At 69.7% G+C, this 22,878-nt stretch carries 17 protein-coding genes and 1 pseudogene; 11 read left to right on the forward strand and 7 right to left on the reverse strand.

Translation table 11 applies throughout. The annotated features are described in order from the left end of the window. Window positions 1-20: 20 nt before the first annotated feature. The gene (gene dnaK, locus ACIBK3_RS13650) at window positions 21-1,898 is read left to right on the forward strand and encodes a molecular chaperone DnaK (protein WP_399365071.1); all 1,878 of its coding nucleotides are present in this window, start codon (window positions 21-23) and stop codon (window positions 1,896-1,898) included. Between the two features lie 29 nt (window positions 1,899-1,927). On the opposite strand, the gene ACIBK3_RS13655 is transcribed toward dnaK, so the two are convergent. The 3 genes from ACIBK3_RS13655 to ACIBK3_RS13665 form a co-directional block, all read right to left on the reverse strand. Then, window positions 1,928-2,389 (reverse strand): nitrate reductase molybdenum cofactor assembly chaperone, encoded by a 462-nt coding sequence (locus ACIBK3_RS13655; RefSeq protein WP_399365073.1) that lies wholly within the window; start codon window positions 2,387-2,389, stop codon window positions 1,928-1,930. Between the two features lie 131 nt (window positions 2,390-2,520). After that, the gene (locus tag ACIBK3_RS13660) at window positions 2,521-3,384 is read right to left on the reverse strand and encodes a helix-turn-helix domain-containing protein (RefSeq protein ID WP_399365075.1); all 864 of its coding nucleotides are present in this window, start codon (window positions 3,382-3,384) and stop codon (window positions 2,521-2,523) included. Between the two features lie 172 nt (window positions 3,385-3,556). After that, a complete protein-coding gene (locus ACIBK3_RS13665) occupies window positions 3,557-4,396 on the reverse strand; it encodes a helix-turn-helix domain-containing protein (RefSeq protein WP_399365077.1) in 840 nt (279 codons plus the stop codon). Between the two features lie 187 nt (window positions 4,397-4,583). Here ACIBK3_RS13665 and ACIBK3_RS13670 point away from each other — a divergent pair, with 187 nt between their 5' ends. The 3 genes from ACIBK3_RS13670 (at window position 4,584) to ACIBK3_RS13680 (ending at window position 7,810) form a co-directional block, all read left to right on the forward strand. After that, on the forward strand, window positions 4,584-4,889 hold the full coding sequence (locus ACIBK3_RS13670) for a 4a-hydroxytetrahydrobiopterin dehydratase (protein ID WP_399365079.1): 306 nt from the start codon (window positions 4,584-4,586) through the stop codon (window positions 4,887-4,889). A 99-nt stretch (window positions 4,890-4,988) separates the two neighbouring features. Beyond that, window positions 4,989-5,741, forward strand: a complete 753-nt coding sequence (locus ACIBK3_RS13675; protein WP_399365081.1) for a class I SAM-dependent methyltransferase — start codon at window positions 4,989-4,991, stop codon at window positions 5,739-5,741. 125 nt (window positions 5,742-5,866) lie between these two features. Beyond that, complete coding sequence (locus ACIBK3_RS13680) at window positions 5,867-7,810, forward strand: rhamnogalacturonan lyase (protein ID WP_399365083.1); 1,944 nt, start codon at window positions 5,867-5,869, stop codon at window positions 7,808-7,810. Between the two features lie 50 nt (window positions 7,811-7,860). Here the strand turns inward: ACIBK3_RS13680 and ACIBK3_RS13685 are convergent, their stop codons facing one another. Further along, the gene (locus ACIBK3_RS13685; protein WP_399365085.1) at window positions 7,861-10,524 is read right to left on the reverse strand and encodes a cellulose binding domain-containing protein; all 2,664 of its coding nucleotides are present in this window, start codon (window positions 10,522-10,524) and stop codon (window positions 7,861-7,863) included. Between the two features lie 257 nt (window positions 10,525-10,781). After that, the gene (locus ACIBK3_RS13690; protein ID WP_399365087.1) at window positions 10,782-13,700 is read right to left on the reverse strand and encodes a glycoside hydrolase family 48 protein; all 2,919 of its coding nucleotides are present in this window, start codon (window positions 13,698-13,700) and stop codon (window positions 10,782-10,784) included. 251 nt (window positions 13,701-13,951) lie between these two features. Between ACIBK3_RS13690 and ACIBK3_RS13695 the strand changes: the two are divergent. The 5 genes and pseudogenes from ACIBK3_RS13695 to ACIBK3_RS13715 form a co-directional block, all read left to right on the forward strand. Further along, window positions 13,952-14,633 (forward strand): annotated as a pseudogene (locus tag ACIBK3_RS13695) (cellulose binding domain-containing protein); the annotation flags it as partial. 184 nt (window positions 14,634-14,817) lie between these two features. Continuing rightward, window positions 14,818-16,542 carry a glycoside hydrolase family 6 protein gene (locus ACIBK3_RS13700; protein WP_399365089.1) on the forward strand — a complete coding sequence of 575 codons (1,725 nt, stop codon included), beginning with the start codon at window positions 14,818-14,820 and terminating at the stop codon, window positions 16,540-16,542. Between the two features lie 20 nt (window positions 16,543-16,562). Then, window positions 16,563-16,742: a hypothetical protein gene (locus tag ACIBK3_RS13705; protein ID WP_399365091.1), complete on the forward strand. Its 180-nt coding sequence runs from the start codon at window positions 16,563-16,565 to the stop codon at window positions 16,740-16,742. Between the two features lie 112 nt (window positions 16,743-16,854). Further along, the gene (locus ACIBK3_RS13710) at window positions 16,855-17,760 is read left to right on the forward strand and encodes a class I SAM-dependent methyltransferase (RefSeq protein WP_399365093.1); all 906 of its coding nucleotides are present in this window, start codon (window positions 16,855-16,857) and stop codon (window positions 17,758-17,760) included. A gap of 140 nt (window positions 17,761-17,900) precedes the next feature. Then, window positions 17,901-18,611, forward strand: a complete 711-nt coding sequence (locus ACIBK3_RS13715; RefSeq protein WP_399365095.1) for an SDR family oxidoreductase — start codon at window positions 17,901-17,903, stop codon at window positions 18,609-18,611. A 13-nt stretch (window positions 18,612-18,624) separates the two neighbouring features. Here the strand turns inward: ACIBK3_RS13715 and ACIBK3_RS13720 are convergent, their stop codons facing one another. Then, window positions 18,625-19,320: a glycoside hydrolase family 75 protein gene (locus tag ACIBK3_RS13720; protein ID WP_399365097.1), complete on the reverse strand. Its 696-nt coding sequence runs from the start codon at window positions 19,318-19,320 to the stop codon at window positions 18,625-18,627. A gap of 219 nt (window positions 19,321-19,539) precedes the next feature. Further along, window positions 19,540-20,376, reverse strand: a complete 837-nt coding sequence (locus ACIBK3_RS13725) for an aldo/keto reductase (RefSeq protein ID WP_399365099.1) — start codon at window positions 20,374-20,376, stop codon at window positions 19,540-19,542. A 481-nt stretch (window positions 20,377-20,857) separates the two neighbouring features. On the opposite strand from ACIBK3_RS13725, the gene ACIBK3_RS13730 reads away from it, so the two are divergent. Continuing rightward, on the forward strand, window positions 20,858-22,057 hold the full coding sequence (locus ACIBK3_RS13730) for a glycoside hydrolase family 105 protein (RefSeq protein ID WP_399365101.1): 1,200 nt from the start codon (window positions 20,858-20,860) through the stop codon (window positions 22,055-22,057). A gap of 4 nt (window positions 22,058-22,061) precedes the next feature. After that, the gene (locus ACIBK3_RS13735; protein WP_399365103.1) at window positions 22,062-22,871 is read left to right on the forward strand and encodes a heparin lyase I family protein; all 810 of its coding nucleotides are present in this window, start codon (window positions 22,062-22,064) and stop codon (window positions 22,869-22,871) included. Window positions 22,872-22,878 lie beyond the last annotated feature (7 nt).

The following is a 22,878-nucleotide window of genomic DNA, read 5'->3' on the forward strand; positions in this document are numbered from 1 at the left end:
GCGGCCGGAAGGGGACAGCGATGGCACGTGCGGTCGGTATAGATCTCGGGACCACGAACTCGGTGGTGGCCGTGCTGGAGGGCGGTGAGCCCACCGTCGTCGCCAACGCGGAGGGGGCCCGGACCACCCCGTCGGTCGTGGCCTTCGCCAAGAACGGCGAGGTGCTCGTCGGCGAGGTCGCCAAGCGGCAGGCGGTGACGAACGTGGAGCGCACCGCCCGCTCGGTCAAGCGGTACATGGGCGACCCGGGCTGGCGGTTCCCGGACCAGGGCACGATCGACGGCACCCGCTACCGGGCGCAGGAGCTGTCCGCGCGGGTGCTGCAGAAGCTGAAGCGGGACGCGGAGTCCTACCTCGGCGAGGACGTCACGGACGCCGTGATCACCGTACCGGCGTACTTCGACGACACCCAGCGGCAGGCCACCAAGGAGGCCGGCGAGATCGCCGGTCTGAACGTCCTCAGGATCATCAACGAGCCGACCGCCGCCGCCCTCGCCTACGGCCTCGACCGGGGCGAGGAGCAGACGGTGCTCGTCTTCGACCTGGGCGGCGGCACCTTCGACGTGTCGCTGCTGGACATCGGCGACGGCGTCATCGAGGTCAAGGCCACCAACGGCGACACCCACCTCGGCGGCGACGACTGGGACCAGCGGATCGTCGAGCACCTGGTGAAGACGTTCAAGGGGCAGTACGGCATCGACCTCGCGGGCGACAAGATGGCCCTGCAGCGGCTGCGTGAGGGCGCCGAGAAGGCCAAGATCGAGCTGTCCAGTTCCTCCGAGACGACCATCAACCTGCCCTACATCACCGCCTCCGCCGAGGGCCCCCTCCACCTCGACGAGAAGCTGACCCGCGCCCAGTTCCAGGAGCTCACCGCCGACCTCCTCGACCGCTGCAGGACCCCCTTCCACCAGGCGGTCAAGGACGCCGGCATCAAGCTCGCCGCGATCGACCACGTCATCCTCGTCGGCGGCTCGACCCGGATGCCCGCGGTGACCGAGCTGGTCAAGGAACTCACCGGCAAGGACCCGCACAAGGGCGTCAACCCGGACGAGGTCGTCGCCGTCGGCGCCGCGCTCCAGGCCGGCGTCATCCGCGGCGACGTGAAGGACGTGCTGCTGCTCGACGTCACCCCGCTGTCCCTGGGCATCGAGACCAAGGGCGGCATCATGACCAAGCTCATCGAACGCAACACCACGATCCCCACCCGCCGGTCGGAGATCTTCACCACCGCCGCCGACAACCAGCCCTCGGTCGGCATCCAGGTCTACCAGGGCGAACGGGAGATCGCCGCGTACAACAAGAAGCTCGGCGTCTTCGACCTCACCGGTCTGCCGCCCGCGCCCCGCGGGGTGCCGCAGATCGAGGTCGCCTTCGACATCGACGCGAACGGGATCATGCACGTCTCGGCGAAGGACCTCGCGACCGGCCGGGAACAGAAGATGACCGTCACCGGCGGCTCCGCACTGCCCAAGGACGACATCGACCGCATGATGCGCGAGGCCGAGCAGTACGCCGAGGAGGACCGCCGGCGCCGGGAGGCCGCGGAGACCCGCAACCAGGCCGAACAACTCGTGTATCAGACCGACAAGTTCCTCCGTGAGAACGAGGAGAGGATCCCGGCCGAGACCAAGGGCGAGGTGGAGTCGGCGGTCGCGGAGGTCAAGCAGCTCCTGGAGCAGAACGCCGAGACGAACGCCCTGCGCACGGGCGTCGAGAAACTCGCCTCCGTCAGCCAGAAGATGGGCCAGGCCATGTACGCCCAGGCCCAGCAGACTCCGCCGGAGGACACCTCCGACCGGCACGGCTCACCGCAGGACGAGGAGGGCGTGGTCGACGCGGAGATCGTCGACGACGAGAAGGACCACAAGAGCGGGGGCGCCGGCGGCGCGGCCTAGGCCCGGCTTCAGCGGGAGCAGGCCCGGCTTCAGCGGGACTTCGGCAGTGCGGCGCACACGGCGTCCAGGACCGTGGCGTACGGCGTGCCGAACTCGGTGAGGCGGGTGCGGAGCGACTCCAGGCCGGCACGGTGCTCGGTGAGCAGGTCCGTGTCGCCGGTGCGGGCCGCGCACTCCAGTACCGCGGGCAGGAAGTCGGGCTGCTCCTCGCCGGCGAACTCCAGCCCGTGCTCGCGGTACACCTCCTCGAAGCGGACCAGCGAGCCGCCCCGGGACCGGCTCAGGTACAGGCTGTGCGGCTCGTTCCCGGCATCGAAGACCCGCACGTAATGCGCGGCCAGTTCGTCCGGGGGAGTCACCGCCGCGTGGTCGGTGAACTCCCGCAGCTGCGGGGCCGCTTCGCGCAGCAGCGGGAGGCGGGCGTGGAAGTCGTCGCCGGGGTACGTCAGGCAGAGCGCCGCCCCCTGGTACAGCACCGCGTCCGAGGGCATCGGGCCTCCTCCTTGACGTCGTCACGCGCGCCTTCTTGCCTGCCCGTGGCTGCTTCTTCGAACCTACGGCGGGGCGGGGGAGCGCACCCGCTGACGGGGCCCGTACGGGTCAGCGGGTGCGGCGGTGTCCCTCAGAAGTCGTCCCGCCGCTCCCGCAGCAGCTTCTTGGTGCGCTCCGCCGAGGCCGCCCGCGCCGACATGTGGTCCAGGACCTCCAGATGCGTGGCGACCTCCTTGCGGGAGTCGAGATAGAGGGCGCCGGTGAGGTACTCGGTGAAGACCAGGTCGGGCAGTTCCGGCTCACCGAAGCGGAAGAGGGAGAAGGGCGCGTACGTCCCCGGGTGCGGGCCGTCCTCGAACTCGGCGATCTGGAGCGTGACCCGGTCGCGCTCGGCGAACCGGAGGAGCTGGTCCAGCTGGTCGCGCATGACCTCGCCGCGGATGCTCACCGGCCGCCGCAGTACCGTCTCGTCCATGATCACCCACAGGTGGGGCGGGTCCGGCCGGTCCAGCAGCCGCTGCCGGGCCATCCGCAGCGACACATGCCGCTCGATGGCCGCCGGCACCGTCTGCCCGACCGTCCCGGCCTCCAGCACGGCGCGCGCGTAATCCTCGGTCTGCAGCAGGCCGGGCACGAAGTGCGGCTCGTAGGAGCGGATGATCCGGGCGGCGCCCTCCAGGCTCACGTACATGCTGAACCAGTCCGGCAGCACGTCGTGGAACCGCTGCCACCAGCCCGGCTGGTTCGCCTCCTCGGCCAGCGCGACGAACGAGGCCGCCTCGTGCTCCGGGACGCCGTACGTCTCCAGCAGCACCTGCACGTACGGGATCTTCAGTGCGACGTCGGCCATCTCCATCCGACGTACCGTCGCGGGGGCCACCCGCAGTACCTGCGCGGCCTCCTCGCGTTTGAGGCCGGCCGCCTCCCGCAGCTCCTGCAGCCGCCTGCCCAGCACCACCTGACCCACGGTGGGCGCGGGACGCCGCTCGCTCACGCCACGCCTCCCCTACGCGTCGAAGCCCGGATGCAGTGTGTCATGTTCCGGTATAAGTCTCAGCGGTCACAGCGGCTTCGTTGTCACAGCTTCACTACTTCGACTACCCCGCTTTTCCCTCACCTCATGGGTGATCGACCCCTGTTGTCCGGTTCGCGAGTGGGTGATCCCCTCAGGGAAGCAGGGACTGAAGGTACTTGACCGTCGCCGGGTCGGCCGGGACCAGGGTCTCGATGGCCAGCTCGGCGACGGTCACGTCCATCGGGGTGTTGAAGGTGGAGATGGAGGAGACGAAGGACAGCGTCCGGCCCTCGTGCTCGATCCGCATCGGCAACGCGAAGTACGGGACCGGCTGTGCCGCTTCCTCCGGCTGGTCCGCCGCCCCCGTCCGCGGCACCGGATACGCCGCGACCTCCTCGTACAGGGTCCGCAACTGCTGCGAGCGGTGCAGGGCGATCTGCCGTTCCATCTGTGCGAGCAGATGCCCGCGCCACTCGGGCAGGTTGCGGATGCGCGGCGCCAGCCCCTGCGGGTGCAGGGTCAGCCGCATGGCGTTGAGCGGCTGAGTGAGCAGGAACTCCGGGATGCCGTCCAGGAGCGCCAGGATGCCCCGGTTGGCCGCGACGACGTTGTACAGCGCGTCGACCACCAGCGCCGGGTAGGGCTCGTAGCCCTGGATCAGCCGCTCCAGCCCCTCGCGCAGGGCGTCCAGCGCGGGATCGTCCAGCGGGGTCTCCGGGTAGCGGGGTGCGTAGCCGGCCGCCAGCAGCAGCGCGTTGCGCTCCCGCACGGGCACGTCCAGGTGCTCGGCCAGCCTGAGCACCATCTCCTCGCTCGGCTTGGACCGGCCCGTCTCGATGAAACTGATGTGCCGTGCCGAGGAGTCCGCCCGCAACGCCAACTCCAGCTGGCTGACCCGCCGTTGCTCCCGCCAGGCCCGCAGCAGCGGGCCCACGCCCCGGTCGGCGGGGATGACGGCGGGCGCGGCTTTCCCGGAGGCGGCGATGGTCATACGGACGACCGTAGTCGAGGAACGGTCCACCGCGACACGGTCCGCCGGTGACCGCCAGTGACACGAATGGCCGTGTCTCGCCGACTGATCATAGGGAACCCGTCTGACCAGGACCGGAGCGGCCCACCTGTGGCAGGCTGGAGAGACATCCGGCAACCAGCGTCCCGTATCCAGGAAGGAGCGAGCCATGCCCGTGGCACCGCTGTCGCAGAAGGAGATCGAGGACCGGCTGGCCGAGCTGCCGGGCTGGTCGCTCGACGGTGACCGCCTCACCCGGTCGTACCGGCTCGGCACGCATGCCGCCGCGGCGGCGATGGTCGTCCACATCGCCCGGGTCCAGGACGAGCTCGACCACCACTCCGACCTCACCCTCGGCTACAACACCGTGTCACTGAGCGTGCACACGCACAGCGCGGGCGGCGCCGTGACGGAGAAGGACTTCGAGCTGGCGCGCAAGGTGGCGGAGCTCGCCCCCGCTCACGGAGCCGGTTGACACGAATGCCGGCCTACGGCGGTGCCTGACCACGGCGGTGCTTGACTACGACGGTGCCTGACCACGGTGGTGCTGACCCGACGGTGCTTGACTACGACGGTGCTTGACTACGACAAAGAGGCCGACGCCTACGACGTCAGCCGCGGCGGTGAGCCCAGGGCCGCCGCGGCCGCAGGCGCCCTGCTGGGCCTGATCCCCGATCGCGCGAACCGGCTCCTCGACGTGGCCTGCGGCACCGGGATCGTGACCCGGCGGCTCGCCGCGGCCCGCCCGGGCCTGCGGGTGACGGGCTCGGACCTGACGTACGGCATGGCCCGGACGGCCGCCGTACGGCTGCCCGGGGCGATCGTCCTGGCGGACGGCCGCAGGCTGCCGTTCCCGGACCGGAGCTTCGACGCCGTCACCAGTGTGTGGTTGCTGCACCTGCTGGAGACGGGGGACGACGTCCGCGCGGTCGTCGCCGAGTGCGCGCGGCTGCTGCGGCCCGGCGGCGTCTACGTCACCACGGTCGACAAGGCCGCCGCGCACGACGTCGGCAGTGACATCGACGCGGTCCTCGCCCCACGCCCGCGCCGGCCCGCCCAGGACGCCGCCGGGGCCGTCACCTCGTACGCCGCCGCGCGGGGCCTGGCCCCGGCCGGGCGAGCCCGCTTCCCCGGACACGGGCAGGGCCGCAGCCCCCGCGGCACGATCGCGGACCTGCGGCGCGGCTGGTTCACCCGGCTGCCGCCCGGCGACCCCCTCGCCGAACGGTTCGCCGCCCGCCTGGCGCGGCTCCCGGACCAGGACCGCCCACGCCCCGACCCCGTATTCACGGTGCCGGCGTTCAGGAAGCGCGAGGAAAGTCCGTAGCCGAGCGGGTGGCTGCATATCGCCCGCCCGGTCGCCGAATTGGCCGAGAGACACGGCAACCCGGGCTCACGCGGCGGCGACTGACAGGGAACGGAATCCGTCCGTCCCCCAGGAGGTTCGCCCCCGTGCAGCACCCGCACCCGCACCCGCATCCCGAGCCGCACGCGCGCACCCACCGCAGACGCCGCGCGCTCCTGTCCGCGGTGACCGCCGTCGCGGCCCTCGTCGGCGCCGGGCTCACCACCCTCACCAGCCCCGACACCTCCCCCACGCTCGAACTGACTCGCGCGGGAGGGGCCCCCATGGCCGCCACCGCCCGCCAGGTCGAGAAGCTGGACCGCGGAGTCGCCAGCGTGCACACCGACGCCGGCAACCTGGTCAGCTGGCGCTGGCTCGGCACCGACCCGAACGACGTCTCCTTCAACGTCTACCGGGCCGGCACGAAGGTCAACCCCACGCCGATCACCGGCTCCACGAACTACTTCCACTCCGGCGCCCCCGCCCAGGCCGACTACACGGTCCGCGCGGTCGTCGGCGGCGTGGAACAGGCCGACTCCGTGCACGCCGTCCAACTGCGCACCGGCTACAAGGACGTGCCCATCACCCCGCCCGCCGGCGGCACCACCCCCGACGGTGTCGCCTACACCTACGAGGCCAACGACGCCTCCGTCGCGGACCTCGACGGGGACGGCGCGCTCGACTTCGTCCTCAAGTGGCAGCCCACCAACGCCAAGGACAACTCCCAGTCCGGCTACACCGGCAACACCTTCGTCGACGGGATCAAGCTCGACGGCACCCGGCTGTGGCGTATCGACCTGGGCCGCAACATCCGCTCGGGCGCCCATTACACGCAGTTCCAGGCGTACGACTACGACGGTGACGGCAAGGCCGAGGTCGCCATGAAGACCGCGGACGGCACGAAGGACGGCACCGGCGCCGTCATCGGCAGCTCGTCGGCCGACCACCGCAACTCCAGTGGTTACGTGCTGTCCGGCCCCGAGTTCCTGACCATGTTCAACGGCCGGACCGGCAAGGCCATGCAGAGCGTCGACTACGTCCCGGCTCGCGGCACGGTGTCCTCCTGGGGCGACTCGTACGGCAACCGTGTCGACCGTTTCCTCGCGGGGACGGCGTACCTGGACGGCTCCCGCCCGTCGCTCATCATGGCGCGCGGCTACTACACGCGCACGGTGATCGCCGCCTGGGACTGGCGCGGCGGTGCCTTCACCCGCCGCTGGACCTTCGACACCACCTCCTCCACCAACAGCGGCAAGGGCTACGACAGTCAGGGCAACCACCAGCTGTCGGTCGCGGACGTCGACGGTGACGGCAGGGACGAGATCGTGTACGGCTCGACGGCCGTGGACGACAACGGCTCCGGCCTGTGGACCACCAGGAACGGTCACGGCGACGCGATGCACGTCGGCGACCTCGACCCGTCCCGCGCGGGCCTGGAGGAGTTCAAGGTCGACGAGGACAGCTCGAAGCCGTCGTCCTGGATGGCCGACGCGAGGACCGGCCAGATCATCTGGTCCACGCCCGCCAACGGCGACAACGGCCGGGGCGTCTCCGGGGACATCTGGTCGGGCAGCGCGGGCGCCGAGTCCTGGTCGTCGTCGGAGAGCGGCATCCGCGGCCCCAAGGGCACGGTGGTCGCGACCCGCAAGCCCGGTTCGACCAACTTCCTGTCCTGGTGGGACGGCGACACCGTCCGCGAACTCCTCGACGGCACCCACATCGACAAGTACGGCACCTCGGGCGACACCCGCCTGGTGACCGGCTCCGGCGTCCACTCCAACAACAGCACCAAGGCGACGCCGTCCCTCTCCGGGGACATCCTCGGCGACTGGCGCGAGGAGGCCGTCTGGCCGACGTCGGACAACACGGCCCTGCGGATCTACTCGACACCGGACGAGACGAGCACGAAGATCACGACCCTGCTGCACGACACGATGTACCGCACGGCACTGGCCTGGCAGAACACCGCGTACAACCAGCCGCCGCACCCCAGCTTCTTCATCGGCGACGGGATGGCGACGGCACCACGGCCGGCGGTCTACACCCCGTGATCACGACGCCCCCGTCCGGACCCGCGTCCGGACGGGGGCGTCTCATGGCCTCAGCCGACCGTGCAGTTCTGATCACCGAGCTTGAACGCGGTCGGTTTCGTGTTGGTGCCCGACCAGCTCCCGGTGAAGCCGAAGCCCACCGAGGAGCCCGCCGCCACGGTCCCGTTCCAGCCGACGTTCTTCGCCGTCACCGCCGTACCGGACTGCGCCGCCTCGGCGTTCCAGGACTGCGTGAGCTTCTGGCCGTCGGCGAAGGACCAGCCCAGTGACCAGCCGTTCCAGGGGCTCGATCCGCTGTTGGTGAGCTGCACGTCGGCCTGGAAGCCGCCGGACCACTGGTTGGTGATCTTGTACGTCACCGTGCAGGCGCCGGTCGGTGTGGGGTCCGGGCCGGGTCCAGGGCCGGGGTCCGTGGGGTTCTGGGCATCGGAGCTGTCGCCGTAGACGACTCCGCGCCCGTTCGTCGACACGTACACCCGGCCGTACACCCGCGGGTCGCCGGTGATCGCCCCGCCCGTCCAACCCCACTGGTGGGCGTCGTCGTTGATGCGGGTCCAGCTCGCGCCCTTGTCGGTGGAGCGGAAGATGCCGCGCACACCGCCGATCTTCGCGCTGGTGTACAGCGTCTGGTACGACGCTCCCGGCGCCGCCTTGCCGAAGCCGATGGTGTCGGCCTGGTCGACGCCCGAGAGCTTCGTGAAGGAGGCGCCGCCGTCGGTGGAGTGCCACAGTCCGTACGCCCCGTCGCTCGCCCCGCCCGCCAGCCACACATCTCCCTTGGTGCCGGGCACTGCCTTGAAGCGCACGATGTCGCCGCTGGGCAGTCCGGTCGCCGAGGACGCCGTGAAGGTCGCTCCGCCGTCCGAACTGACATAGAACTTCCCGGACTTGAAGCCGTAGAAGGTCTTCGGGTCGACCCGGTCGGATTCGACGATCGCGCCCGCCGGGATGCCGCTCGAGGCCGCCCAGGAGGTGCCGAAGCCGGTCGCGTACCGCACGCCGGTGCCCGCCGGGCTCCACACGAACCGGCTGCCGTCGGCCGCCGCCGCGACCGTGCCGCCACCGCTCACGCCCGAAGGGTCCGCCCCGGCGAACCAGTTGGCGCCGTTGTCCGTGGAGAACGCGATGTGCGGGCCCGAGTCGAGGTCGCCGACGCGCACGACCGTGTTCGGGCCGGTCTCGGCGAAGTCCAGGCTGGTGGTCGTGGTGAAGTTCGGCGAGGTGAACATCATCGACGGGACCTTGGCGAGATCCGTGTGCCGGAAGCCGCCGATGTCACCGAGCGCGCTGAGCAGCGGGGCGCCCGACGGGGGAGAGGCCAGGTCGTTGACGGCCGTCTCCTCCAGCCCCCGCACCATCGGCTTGATGGTGAACTTGTTCCCGGCGTCCCAGTCGGTGAGGTTCTCGGTTCCGTACACCGTCGCGCCCGTCCCGTACATCATGCGGTCCGAGTTGAACGGGTCGATCTCCAACGCCTCGGTCATCCAGCCGAGTTTGGGCGTCTCCTCGGGCGGCGAGGGGTTCGCGCCCCAGGTCAGCCATGGCGAGGACGAGACGTCCATCGTGTAGCGGTCGGCGCGGGTGGGGTACGACGTGTAGTCCCACGCCTTCGTCCACGTGCCGCCGCTGTCCGTGGAGCGGAAGATCTGGGTGTCCGGCCACCAGGAGCTGTAGGCGGTGGCCATGACCGTGCCCGGCTTCTGCCGGTCCACCGTCAGCCCGCTGAAGCCGTAGTAGGTGTCGGCCTCGGCCACCGGGCTGATGTTCGTCCAGGTGCCGGTCGCGGTCGCGTACCGCCACAGCTGCCCCTTGCCGCCGTCGTACGGCCCGCCCTTGTCGCTGTACGCGAGGTAGAGGTAGCCGTTCTTCGCGTCCAGGACTCCCTTGTGCGCGAGGTAGCCCGTCGGCTGCCCGGCGAGCCGTGTCCACGTCGCGCCCGCGTCCGTCGACCGGTACACCGCGTTGTCCTTGTCGGCGACCCCGACGTAGATCGTCTTCGTGGCGGCCCCCGACGTGCCCGTCGACTCGTCGAAGGTGACCCACACGATGCCCTGGTTGTCACTGGCGTAGCCGCTGGTGTCGCTCGGATCCTGTTGGTAGTTGCCGAGGTTGGGGAAGTTGGTCACCTGCGACCAGGTGACGCCCGAGTCCGTCGACCGCCACAGACCCTTGCCGCTCGGCGCGCCCAGATACAGCACGCTGTTCCTGTTCGGATCGATCGCCAGCCGCTCGCCCATGCCCCGGCCGGGCATGTTCCCGCCCAACTTGAAGGGCAGCGCGGTCTTCCGCCAGCTCGCGCCACGGTCGGTGGAGCGCATGACCGCACCGTTGCCCGGGTCCCAGCTGTTGGTGTACGTGCCGACGGCGGCGTACACCTTGTTCGGGTCGACGGAGTCGGAGGCCAGGCTGACCACGCCCGTGTGCCCCCAGTCGTCCCAGCCGACCGAGTCCAGCAGCGGCGTCCAGGTCTTCGACGACTCCTGCCAGCGGTAGGCGCCGCCGATGTCGGTGCGGGCGTACGCCAGGTTCTTCTCGGTCCGGTTGAAGACGATGCCGGGGACGAAACCGCCGCCGTCGATACGCGCGTTCTTCCAGGTGTACGTGTCGGCGGCGATCGCCGCTTTCGCGGGGGCGGCGGCCAGGGCGGCCGGGCTGCCCGCGAGCAGGCCGGCAGCCAGGGCCAGCACCGCCGTCAGGATGCGGGTTCTTCGCACGGTGGGGGACCTTCCTTTCGGGAGGGCCTTTCATGGGGGGAACATGCGAGGGCCGGGCGGCCCCCAGTGCGGGTGGGGACCGCCCGGCCGGATGGCCCGTCGTCAGGTGACGGGACCACGCACGCGGAGCCTTCAGGCGGTTCCGCGGAAGAACGGTGGGCCAACCGCGCCCCGAAAGGGGCGCGGGGAACTGCGCGACCAGCCACAACGGACCCGCAGCCGAACAACCGCCCAACCCGCGGAGCGCCCGGCGGGGACTATTCGAGGAGCTCCGCGTACGAGCCCATGGCCAGGGCGATGTCCGCCTGGGCCCAGAACCGGTGGTACGTGAAGGAGGGCGCTGCACCGCCCGTCAGGTAGGCCTCGATCTTCGACCAGGCCGGGTCGTTCTTGTAGAAGGAACGGATGGACTCGAAGGTGGACGAGGAGTTGATCGCGTCGCCGTTCGGCATCGTCCCGGTCCAGCCGGACGGGACGTAGACCGCGTCGTCGAAGCGGTTGTAGTCGGCGCGGGTCTCCGGGACGGCGACGCCGAGGGCGTCCTGGTAGTTGTTCCACATGCCGTCGAGGAGGGCCTTCGCCGTGCTCGCCGCCTGGGTGTCGCCGGAGCGGTCCGCGTAGTACGTCAGGGTCTTGGCGTACGCGGCGGCCACACCGACGTCGTTGGTGTAGTCGGCGACGGTGACGTGAAGTCCGCTGTTGGCGCCGGGACTCGACGCGTTCCAGGTGTCGGGCTGGCCCGACCACTCGAGTGTCGCCGGGATCCGGTAGGTGCCGTCCGGGTTGATCGTGGTCTTGGACAGCGCCCAGTCGACCCACTTGTCGAGGACGGCCTTGGCGTCCGCGTCACCGGTCTGCTGGTAGTACTCGGCCACCCGCTCCATCGACCAGGCCTGGAAGCCGAACCACTGGTTGGACGGCGGGTCGTGGTAGACGGGCTGCTGGTCGTAGTACATGCCGTAGAACGTCGACTTCCCGGCCGGCGGCGTCGCGTACCGGCCCGCCCAGCTGTTGGTCGCGCCGCCCGCGATGGCGCCCTCGTCGGACTGCAGCCAGCGGTAGAACTCCAGCTGCCGGTCGAGCGACTTGGCCCAGTCCGACTGCCCGGTGGCCGACTTGGGCTTCAGGTCGGCGGAGGAGCTGAGCGCGTAGGCGGCCAGCGGGTTCTGGTAGCCGCCGTGCGCGTGGCTGGAGCCGATGCGCCAGGCCCAGCCCGCCGAGGTGTCGGTCGCGCCGCCCCAGGCGTAGTACCAGGACAGCAGGTACATCGAGGCGTCCTTGCCGGTGCCGGCCGGGCAGGCCGACGGTCCGACACAGTTGCCGATCTTCTTGAAGTACTTGTCGTACATCGCGTAGCGCAGGTAGTCGCCCATCTTCGCGGCCTTGCCGACGGTCGCGGAGACGTCACCGCCCTTGCCCTGCTCCTTGGCCCAGACGTCCGCCCAGTACGCGGCCTGCACGGCACGCGCGTCGGCGTCGGGGGCGTTGGTGAACTTCCACTGCTTGGCGTAGGACGAGTCACCGGTGAACAGGTCCAGGTAGCCGTTCTTGCCGCCGTACTTGAAGGCGTCGCAGGTCGGCTGCGGCACCGTCTCCCACACCGACTCCTGCGCGCCGCGCTGGAAGGTGTTGATGTACGACGGTCCGGTGTCCGTCGGGCCCGCCTCGCACTTGCCGGGAGAGTTGCCGTAGCCGTAGACGTTGTCGACGTCCTGCAGCCAGTGCATGCCGTAGATGTCGTCCGTGCCGTACGCGCTCTTCAGCTCACCGGCGATCGGGTCGGAGCCGACCGAGACCGACGAGTCGAGCTTCGCCGGATACTCGTTCGGGGTGTCCAGCTCGGGTGCGTACGTCGCCGGCTTCGAGGCGTTGTAGAAGGAGTTGGTCGGCTGGTCGGTGTGCGTGGGGATCATGTACTTCTCCATGATCTCCCAGGCACCGTTGAACTTCGACCAGTCACCGGTGACCTTCCCGTACATGGCCTGCAGCCACAGGAGGTAGCTGTACGCCTCCGACGTGGTCTCGTGGCCCTGGTCCGGCGCCTCGACGATCAGCGTCTCGACCGAGTGGTAGGGAATGCCCTCGGGGGAGAAGTAACCGCTGGCCGGGTTGGTGATCTTGCCGTACAGGTCCAGGAACCGGGCGTCGTACTGCTTCGACGCGGCGATCTGGGTGACCGTCACCGAGGCCTTGCCGTGACCGGGAGCCGTCGACTCGAAGGTCGCCGCGCCGGTCCCGGAGGAGTCCGCCGTGACGGTGACCTTCTGCGCGGTGCTCCAGTTCGACGGTGTGAAGGTGAGCGAGGCCCCGCCGGTGACCGACAGACCCGAGTTGCCGCCGGTGCGGGCCGTCGTGACGGTCACGTCGGCGGACGGCTGCGTCGACAGCTTCACGTCGTACGTCGCCGTCTTGCCCTGCTGCACGGCCAGCTGGTTGGTCGAGGCCACCACGGCGGGACCCGAGGCGACCGTGATGCCGACCGGCGTGGACTCCGCGGAGGCGCCCAGGCTGTCGTACGCCTTCGCCAGCAGCGAATGACTGCCCACGGTCAAGCTGGAGGCGGAGAGCGAGTAGGGCGCGGTCGTGTCCGCGCCGAGCAGGGTGGTGTTGTCGTAGAACTCCACCTTGCTGATGGTCGCGTTGTCCGCGGCAGCGGCGGTCGCCGCGAGCGGGACCGCGTCACCCTGTGTGTAGACCGCGCCGGCGGCGGGGCTGGTCAGCACGGCGATCGGCGGCTGGTGCGCGCCCGTGCAACTGGTGCCGTTGACCGAGAAGTTCGTCGGGGCGGCGTTGGTGCCGCTGTACGCGAACTGCGCGCCGGTCGAGACGGCCGCGCCGACGGCGATCGTGGCGTTGTGCGAGGCGTTCTTCACCGTGATCGCCTGGCCGGACTGGGACCAGGTGCCGTTCCAGCCGGTGCCGGAGAGCTTCTGGTTGCCGGTGTAGCTGTAGGCCAGGGTCCAGCCGTTGACGGCGTCCGTGCCGCGGTTGGTGATTGTCAGATCCGCGGTGAAACCCGATCCCCAGTCGTTCGTCTTGTAGTCGACGCTGCACTGAAGTGGCGCCGCCTGAGCAGGAGTTGAACCCGTACTGAGCATCGCGAGCGGCAGCGCGAGGGCCGCCAGAGCGGCGGTCCACATGCGCCGAGCGGCCCGGCGTCTTGTTCTGGGGGGCATGTGCTGGTTCCTCCTTGCGGCTCGGAGAAGTCAAGGCTTGAACCAGTGGGAGCGCTCCCATAGTGGGGACGGGGGTGAGAGGGGTCAAGGTGCTTGAAGAGTCGAAAAGATTCGACGGAACGTGTTGAGGGAAAGTCAGTGACTCCTCTGTTCTTTGCCGTCACTTGGCGCTACCTTCCTTGGCACCAGTGGGAGCGGTTCCATCAGTCGACGCGTCCGGCAGGGCGCGCCTGATCTGCAAGGAGTCGCTCATGCGACACCCCCCGCGTTCAGTACTTTCAGCCGTCGCGGACCCGCACGCACTTGTCGGGTCCATGACGGTTACGGCAGTCGCGGTGTCCGGGGCCGCACCCGCCCGCACGGTGGAGTACTCCGTCACCGGCCAGTGGGACGCCGGCTTCCAGAGGGCCGTGAAGGTCACGAACAACACGGCTGCCGTGAGCAGTCGGAGCCTCACCTTCGAGCTCGCGAACGGCCGGCAGATCAGTCAGGGCCGGAACGCCAAGTGGTCCCCGTCCGGTACGCCGGTCACCGCCGCCGACGAGAGCTGCAACGGGCAGCTGGGCACCGGCGCGAGTGTCAGCGCCGGGTTCATCGCCTCCGTGTCGGGCAGCACCGCCGTACCGGAGTCCTTCACGCTCAACGGAAGCACCTGCGACACCGACGCCGGGCCGACGACCTGGTGGCGAAGGTGAACGCGCACAGCATGACGCCGCCGCTCGAACCGCACTGGTCCTACGGCCGGTACACCGGTAACTCGGCCGGTTGCTCCGACGTGCACGCCGGCTGCCGGAAGCCGATGCCCGAATGCGGTATGCCCCGTCCTTCTGGACCTCGGTGGCGAACACCTTCAAGGGCGACGCGATTGTCGCCTTCGACCTGTTCGACGAGCCCTACCCGGACCGCGCCGCCTCCACGGTCACCCAGGCGTGGCCCCGAGTGAATCCACCGCGAGTGAATCTACCCCCGAGTCGATCCACCCCTGAGTCGTCCACCGCCTGACTCCATCCGCAACCGAGTCCGTCCCCGCAACCGAGTCCGTCCCCGCAACCGAGTCCGTCCACAGCCGAGTCCATCCGCAGTCGAGTCACCCGCAACGGAGAAGGAACCCCCACTCATGAGTCGTACCAGAACCGCGATGCTCGCCGCCCTGGCGCTGGTCGCCGGGGCCTCCGGGACGGCGTTCGCCGTCGTACCCCGCGACCTCGGCACAGCCGCCGCCCCCTGCACCGTCGACTACAAGGTGCAGAACCAGTGGGACACTGGCTTCACCGCCAACGTCACCCTCACCAACAACAGTGCGGCCAAGTCGAGTTGGTCGGTGAAGTGGTCGTACGCCGGCAACCAGAAGGTCACCAGCGGCTGGAACGCCAAGGTCAGCCAGAGCGGTGCCGCCGTCACCGCGGCCAACGAGAGCTACAACGGGTCGCTGGCCACCGGCGGTTCGGTCAGCTTCGGCTTCCAGGGCACCTACAGCGGTACCAACGCGATCCCGGCCGCCTTCACCCTCGACGGCGTGACCTGCAACGTCGACGGCGGCGGCCCCACCGACCCCACCGACCCCACGGATCCGACGGACCCCGGAGGCACCACCCGGGTCGACAACCCCTACAGCGGCGCCAAGGTGTACGTGAACCCGGAGTGGTCCGCGCACGCCGCCGCCGAGCCGGGCGGCAGCCGGATCGCCGACCAGCCCACCGGCGTCTGGCTGGACCGGATCGCCGCCATCAACGGCGTGAACGGCGGCATGGGCCTGCGCGACCACCTCGACGAGGCCCTGAAGCAGAAGGGCTCCGGCGAACTCGTCGTCCAGCTCGTCATCTACGACCTGCCGGGACGCGACTGCTCCGCCCTCGCCTCCAACGGCGAGCTCGGCCCGACGGAGATCGACAAGTACAAGACGCAGTACATCGACCCGATCAAGGCGATCCTCGCCGACGCCAAGTACGCCTCGCTGCGGATCGTCACCACCATCGAGATCGACTCGCTGCCCAACCTCGTCACCAACACCGGCAGCCGGCCCACCGCCACCCCGCAGTGCGACGTGATGAAGGCCAACGGCAACTACCAGAAGGGCGTCGGCTACGCCCTGAACAAGCTGGGTGACGTGCCCAACGTCTACAACTACATCGACGCCGGGCACCACGGCTGGCTCGGCTGGGACGACAACTTCGCCCCCAGCGCCGCGATCATGAAGGAGGCGGCGACCTCCGAGGGCGCCACCGTCAACGACGTCCACGGCTTCATCACCAACACGGCCAACTACAGCGCCTTGAAGGAGAACAACTTCACCATCAACGACACGGTCGCCGGCAAGTCGGTCCGCGAGTCCAAGTGGGTGGACTGGAATCGGTACGTCGACGAGCTGTCCTACGCCCAGGCCTTCCGCAATCAGCTGGTCTCGATCGGCTTCGACTCCGGCATCGGCATGCTGATCGACACCTCCCGCAACGGCTGGGGCGGCACCGCACGACCCGCCGGACCGGGCGCGATGACGGACGTCAACACGTACGTCGACGGCGGCCGCTACGACCGCCGCCTCAACACCGGCAACTGGTGCAACCAGTCCGGCGCCGGCCTCGGCGAACGCCCGCAGGCCAGCCCCGCCGCCGGGATCGACGCGTACGTCTGGATGAAGCCCCCGGGCGAGTCCGACGGCTCCAGCAGCGCCATCCCGAACGACGAGGGCAAGGGCTTCGACCGGATGTGCGACCCGACCTACACGGGCAACCCGCGCAACGGCAACAACCTGTCCGGCGCCCTGCCGAACGCCCCGATCTCCGGGCGTTGGTTCTCGGCCCAGTTCCAGGAGCTGATGAAGAACGCCTACCCGGCGCTCTGACCGGCTGACCGTCTCCTGACGTGATCCGCCGGGGCCACCCCTCGCGGGCCGGACCCCGGCGGATCGCGTACTCCACGGCCGAGCAGGCCGAGGAGGCCGCGTCCGACCGCTCCACCTCGTACGGCACCGCCGGGTACAGCGGCGGCTGGGCCTGGAAGCGGGCCGGGTGCCGTGGTTCGGCTGGACCGCCGCGCACCTGATGTGTTCTCCCGGTCTCTGTGCCGTCGGTTCGTTGCCGTCGCGGCAACAACGCTGGCCCGCTCGCGGTGCGTCGGTGCACGCTGGCCGCATCGCGAGGAGAGGCTGACCCCCATGACGCACGACCACCACGAAGATCATCCTCAGGGCCACTCTCATGGTCACCACCACGACCACGTCGACATCGACTGGAACGAGATGGCCCCGATGCTGGAGTCCCAGGCGGAGCTGTTCACGCCCCTGTACGAGCGGGCCCTGGCCTGGCTCGGGCACAAACAGACGGCGCCCGGGCTGATCGTGGACGCGGGCAGCGGACCCGGTGTCGTCTCCTGTCTGTTCGCCGACGCCTTCCCCGGCGCCCGGGTCGTCGCCGTGGACGGCACCGAGCCGCTGCTGGAGCGGGCCCGCGCCCGGGCCGCGAGGCTCGGCGTCGCCGACCGCTTCGGCACTCTCGCCGGTGAACTACCCGGTGTGCTGGACGAGTTGGACTATCCGCCCGACCTGCTGTGGGCCAGCCGCAGTCTGCACCACCTCGGCGACCAGCGGGCCGCCCTCGCCGCCTTCGCCGCGCGGCTCGCACCCGGCGGCACCCTCGCGATCCTGGAGGGCGGCTTGCCCGCCCGCTTCCTGCCCCGTGACTTCGGCATCGGCCGGCCCGGGCTGCAGGCCCGGCTGGACGCGCTGGAGGAGGAGTGGTTCGCGCGGATGCGCGCCGACCTGCCCGGCGCCGTCGCCGAGACCGAGGACTGGCCGGCACTGATGGCCGCCGCGGGCCTGCGGCACACCGGCACGCGCAGCTTCCTGCTCGACCTGCCCGCCCCCACCACGGACCGGGCCCGCGCCCATGTCGCCGCCGTCCTGTCCCGCATGCGCGACGGCTTCGGCGACCAGCTCGACGCCACCGACCGTGCCACCCTCGACCGGCTGCTCGACCCCGCGGACCCGGCGAGCGTGCACCGGCGGCGGGATGTCTTCGTCCTGGCGGCGCACACGGTGCACACGGCGGAGCGTAAGGGCTGACGCCCACCGCCGGCGCCCGGCTTCCTCGACCCCCTTGACTTCGAGAGCGCTCCAACTGATGGACTTCCAGCACCCGTCGAGGAAATCGAGGACTCACGGGAAGCACAGGTGCGGGAAGCACAGGAAGCACGGGGGGACCCATGACCGACTCTCACGACTCTCCGGTCGCGCTCATCACCGGCGGCGGCAGCGGCATCGGCGCCGCGGTCGCCCGGCGGCTGCTCGACGCCGGGCAGCGGGTGGCCGTCACCGGCCGCAGCGAGGCCCGGCTGCGCGGCTTCGCCGAGGAACTCGGTGACCCGGACGGCCTGGTGACGTTCGCCGGAAACACGGCCGACTACGCCGACGTGCGCTCGGCGGTCGACCGTACGCTCAAGGAGTTCGGCCGGCTGGACACGGTCGTCGCCAACGCCGGGTTCGCCACCCATGACTCGGTCGCCACGGGTGATCCGTCCGGCTGGACCGAGATGGTGCTGACCAACGTGCTCGGCCCCGCGCTGCTCATCCGCGCCTCGATCGACGCGCTGAAGGAGACCCGGGGCCGGATCGTGCTGGTCGGCAGCGTCGCCGGGTTCGTACCCACGCCCGGCAACATCTACGGGGCGACGAAGTACGCGGTGACCGGTCTCGCCGAGAACACCCGCCGGGAGGTGACCGAGTTCGGGGTGGGCGTGACGCTGATCGCGCCGGGCCGGGTGGAGACGCCGTTCTGGGACAGCTACGGCAGTCTGCCGCCCGGCCATCTGCTCACCGCCGGCCAGATCGCCGACTCGATCGTGTGGGCCCTCGGGCAGCCCGCCGGCGTCGACGTCAACACCGTCGTCGTACGACCGATCGGGCAGCCCAACTAGCCTTGAACGCGCATCAGTTGTTGCTCAGGAACTGCTGCGCCAGGCGGTCGCCGAGGGTGACCGCCGCGCTGTGGCTCTCGATCGGGGACACCTGGGAGTTCTTGAACAGGATGTAGGTCACCCCGGACTCCGCGCCGCCGGTCTCCGGGTCCGGGTCGATGCCGAGGGCCTTGGCGGTCGCGTACGAGGCCTCGCCGATGATCTTCGTGGGACCCGTGTCGCCGACGACGGCGTACTCGACCTTGTTGTTGTAGATGACGGCGACCACGCCGCCGCCCTTGATGCCGGCGCCGGAGTAGTTCCAGATGCTGCTGGAGCTGGGCACGACGACATACGGCAGCGAGTCGGCCTTGAGCGGCTTGCCGTTGGACTGGTGGAACGCCGTGTCGTCCTGGTACCAGGGGTCGGTGTTCTCGTTGCAGTTCGAGGTGCGCTGGCCGTCGCAGTCGACGTCCATGTCGGCCTTCCAGAACACCGCGCCGTTCTTGCCGCACACGGGGATCGTGGCGGATGTCTCGTCGTCGGTCTTGTACTTGCCGCTGGAGATCTGCGAGCAGCTCGTCACCTTCGCGAGCAGGTTCGCCGCGCTGACCGTGCCCTCCTGGACGGATGTCGGTGAGGTGGCGCCGGTGGCCGTCGCGGGGAGTACGCCGGCGGTGAGCAGGGCGACCGAGCAGGCCACGGAGAGGGTCAGTGTTCGCGTACGCACTGTGGGGGACCCTTCTGTTAGGAAAGTTTCCTTACCTGGCGGAACCAAGGTGCCCCCTCGGCATGGCCGCGTCAACCCTGTAGGCGTGGGACGCGCTGACAACCCTCAACCCGACCCGGTTGCCCGGTCATCCAGGAGCGGCCCGTACGACACGCGGCGCGCCCCGGACACCGCGGAAGAGCGGTGCGGGGCGCGCCGGAGGCGAGAACCAGGAAACGGTCAGGCCATGTTGAACGTCGACGGGTCCGGGCCCAGACGCCGGTCCTCGTTCAGGGCGCTGATCGCCGCGAGGTCCTCGGTGTCCAGACTGAAGTCGAAGACCTCGATGTTCTCCTTGATCCGGGACGGTGTCACGGACTTGGGGATCACCACGTTGCCGAGCTGAATGTGCCAGCGCAGCACGACCTGGGCCGGGGTGCGGCCGTGCTTCTGCGCGATGGCCACGATCGCCGGGACCTCCAGGAGGCCCTTGCCCTGGCCGAGCGGGGACCAGGCCTCGGTGGCGATGCCCTGCTCGGCGTGGTACTCACGGGCCTCACGCTGCTGCAGGTGCGGGTGCAGCTCGATCTGGTCGACTGCCGGGATGACCGACGTCCCGGCGACGAGGCGCCGAAGGTGCTCCGGCTCGAAGTTGGACACACCGATCGCCCGGGCCCGGCCGTCGGCGTTCAGCTTCTCGAACGCCTTGTAGGTGTCGACGTACAGGTCCCGCGACGGGGTGGGCCAGTGGATCAGGTACAGGTCCACGTAGTCCAGGCCGAGCTTCTCCAGCGACGCGTCGAAGGCGCGCAGGGTGGCGTCGTACCCCTGGTCGCTGTTCCAGAGCTTGGTGGTGACGAAGATGTCCTCGCGGGGGACGCCGGAGGCGGCGATGGCCTTGCCGGTGCCCTCTTCATTGCCGTAGATCGCCGCTGTGTCGATGCTGCGGTACCCGGTCTCCAACGCGGTGGCGACCGCCCGCTCCGCCTCGTCGTCCGGCACCTGCCAGACGCCGAAACCCAGCTGGGGCATCTCGACGCCGTTGTTGAGGATGATCGGGGGGACCTTGCTGCTCACGAGCTCTTGATCCTTACGGTTGTCGTCAGATGGCACTCCCATCGTCAACGATCACGCGCCGTGATGCATTCCTGACCGCGGAATCCGTCGCAATCCGCCGGAACTGACTGGTGAGTCAGTGCCGGGAGGACGGGATCGGCCGGATGGCGGCCGGAGCCCGAGCCGGGCGCGGTCGGAGGGTGACTGGGGATCGACGGCCGGAGATTGGCCGGAAACGCATCCGACCTCTTCGGTCCGGACCATTGACCGCGCCGCCTTGTGCCGCAACTCTGTATGGCGCTGTCGAACGAGTTGCTGAACGTTGTACACCCATGTGAACGCCGGCCCTCTCCATGCTGTCCTGGGCTTTCCCCTCCCTCCGCCTTTCGGGAAGCAGGTACGCCTCCATGGACGACACCATGACGCCGACCGCCTGGACGGAGGCTCCCGTTCGCCAGACATCGGATGTAAGCCCTTCGAAAGTCCTTCGAAAGGGAGGCATATGACACGCCGACCCCTGTCCGCGGCGCTGACGACCATCGCCCTGGCCGCCGTCACCCTGTCCGCTCTGCCGGCGGCCGTCCCGAACCCGACCACAGCCGTGGCCGCGAGCGCGCGGACCGCGAACCGCCCGGCCGCCGCCCCCGACTGGTCCGTGGCCCTCGTCGACTCCACCACGGCCCGCTACACCCCGAGCACCATCGGCAGCTGGTCCTACCCGGTCGGCCTCTACCTCTACGGCCAGTACCTCACCTACCGGCGCACGCACGAGGCCCGCTACCTCACCTACATCAAGGACTACGTCGACCGCTTCGTGACGAGCGACGGCGCCATGGACCAGTCCTTCAACAGCCTGGACAGCATGCAGGCCGGCCGACTGCTGGTGATCCTGCACCACGAGACGGGCCAGGACCGCTACCGCAAGGCGGCGCAGAAGATCCGCGACCGCCTGAACACCTACCCGCGCACCGCCGACGGCGGCTTCTGGCACGCGGACACCGCCAGCCGCGCCCACCAACTCTGGGCTGACGGCGTCTACATGGTGAACCCGTTCCTCGTCGAGTACGGCAAGGAGTTCGGCGACAGCGCGTACGCCGACGACGAGGCGGCCAGGCAGCTCTCCGTCTACGGCAGCCATCTGCAGGTCGCGAACGGGCTGCTCAGGCACGCCTACGACGAGTCGAAAAGCGTCAGCTGGGCGGACCCGCAGACCGGGCTGGCGCCCGAGCACTGGTGCCGTGCGGTCGGCTGGTACTCCATGGCGATCACCAACGTGCTGGACGCGATCCCCGCAAACCACCCCCGCCGCTCTCAACTCCTCAAAATCTTCCGCAAGTTGGCGGCCGGCCTGGAGAAGTACCAGGACCCGGCGACCGGGCGCTGGTTCCAGGTCATCGACAAGGGCGGCCGCAGCGACAACTGGACCGAGACCTCCTGCTCCAGCATGTTCACCTACGCCCTCTCGCGCGGCGCCCAACGGGGCTATCTCGACCCGCACTACAGGGCCGTCGCCCGGCGCGGCTACCAGGGTGTCCTGGCGAAGCTGTCGGTCGGCGCGGACGGTCGTACGAACCTCGCCGACATCTCCGTCGGCACGAACGTCGGCGACTACGCGTACTACGTCGCCCGCACCCGGGCCACCGACGACTTCCACGGCCTGGGCGCCTTCCTGATCATGAACGAACAACTGCGAGGTGATTAGTGTCATGAGCACACCCAAAAGGGCGAACGCATCCAGAAGGACGCTGCTCGGCGCCGCGCTCGCCGGTGCCGCCGGAGCGGCCGTGGGTCTGCCCGCCGCGGGTACCGCGCACGCCGCTTCCTGGCAGCAGAAGTGGGCCCCGTCCGCGAGCGGTGACGGACTCGGCGCCTTCGAGACGATCGAGGACGACCGGGCGGACTCACACCCCTCGGGAGCGCCCCACATCTACGCCACCGGCAACAACTGGCGCTTCAACATGCACATGGTCGACCGCGACACGTCCACCGACCGTCAGCGGCAGGAGGTCACCGGGCTGCGCAACGGCAGCGGCAGCAACTACCTCAAGTGGACCCAGGGCCAGACCTGGCGGGTCACGTACTCCATGTACATCCCCAGCTCGCTGAAGGCGACCACCACCTTCACGCACATCATGCAGATGAAGCAGCCGGGCAGCGGCACCTCCCCGATCGTCGTGCAGTCGCTGCGCCGGGTGAACGGCAAGCAGACCATCGAGCTGAAGCTCGCCATCGACGACATCCTCATCGGCCGCACCGACCTGGACCCCCTGCACGACAAATGGACCGACGTCGACTTCCAGATCAAGGTGGGCAACGGCTCGGCGGGCTCGGTCCGCTGGATCCTCAAGAGCGGCGGCTCGACCGTCATCGACGCGTCGAAGAGCGGCGTCGACACCTTCCTCGCCGACCGCGTGCGGCCGAAGTGGGGCATCTACCGCTCCCTCGGCGACACCTCCGGGTCCCTGCAGGACACCTACCTCCTGCTCACCGATCTCCGCGGCTACCAGCTCGCGTGAGGAGCGC

Source organism: Streptomyces sp. NPDC050287, assembly GCF_044459385.1.
Classification (GTDB): Bacteria; Actinomycetota; Actinomycetes; order Streptomycetales; family Streptomycetaceae; genus Streptomyces.

Bases quoted from the DNA above. Each gene is read 5' to 3' on its own strand.
- dnaK (WP_399365071.1), top strand. From the start codon at position 21: ATGGCACGTGCGGTCGGTATAGATCTCGGGACCACGAACTCGGTGGTG.
- ACIBK3_RS13655 (WP_399365073.1), bottom strand. From the start codon at position 2,389: ATGCCCTCGGACGCGGTGCTGTACCAGGGGGCGGCGCTCTGCCTGACG.
- ACIBK3_RS13665 (WP_399365077.1), bottom strand. From the start codon at position 4,396: ATGACCATCGCCGCCTCCGGGAAAGCCGCGCCCGCCGTCATCCCCGCC.
- ACIBK3_RS13670 (WP_399365079.1), top strand. From the start codon at position 4,584: ATGCCCGTGGCACCGCTGTCGCAGAAGGAGATCGAGGACCGGCTGGCC.
- ACIBK3_RS13690 (WP_399365087.1), bottom strand. From the start codon at position 13,700: ATGCCCCCCAGAACAAGACGCCGGGCCGCTCGGCGCATGTGGACCGCC.
- ACIBK3_RS13700 (WP_399365089.1), top strand. From the start codon at position 14,818: ATGAGTCGTACCAGAACCGCGATGCTCGCCGCCCTGGCGCTGGTCGCC.
- ACIBK3_RS13710 (WP_399365093.1), top strand. From the start codon at position 16,855: ATGACGCACGACCACCACGAAGATCATCCTCAGGGCCACTCTCATGGT.
- ACIBK3_RS13715 (WP_399365095.1), top strand. From the start codon at position 17,901: ATGACCGACTCTCACGACTCTCCGGTCGCGCTCATCACCGGCGGCGGC.
- ACIBK3_RS13730 (WP_399365101.1), top strand. From the start codon at position 20,858: ATGACACGCCGACCCCTGTCCGCGGCGCTGACGACCATCGCCCTGGCC.
- ACIBK3_RS13735 (WP_399365103.1), top strand. From the start codon at position 22,062: ATGAGCACACCCAAAAGGGCGAACGCATCCAGAAGGACGCTGCTCGGC.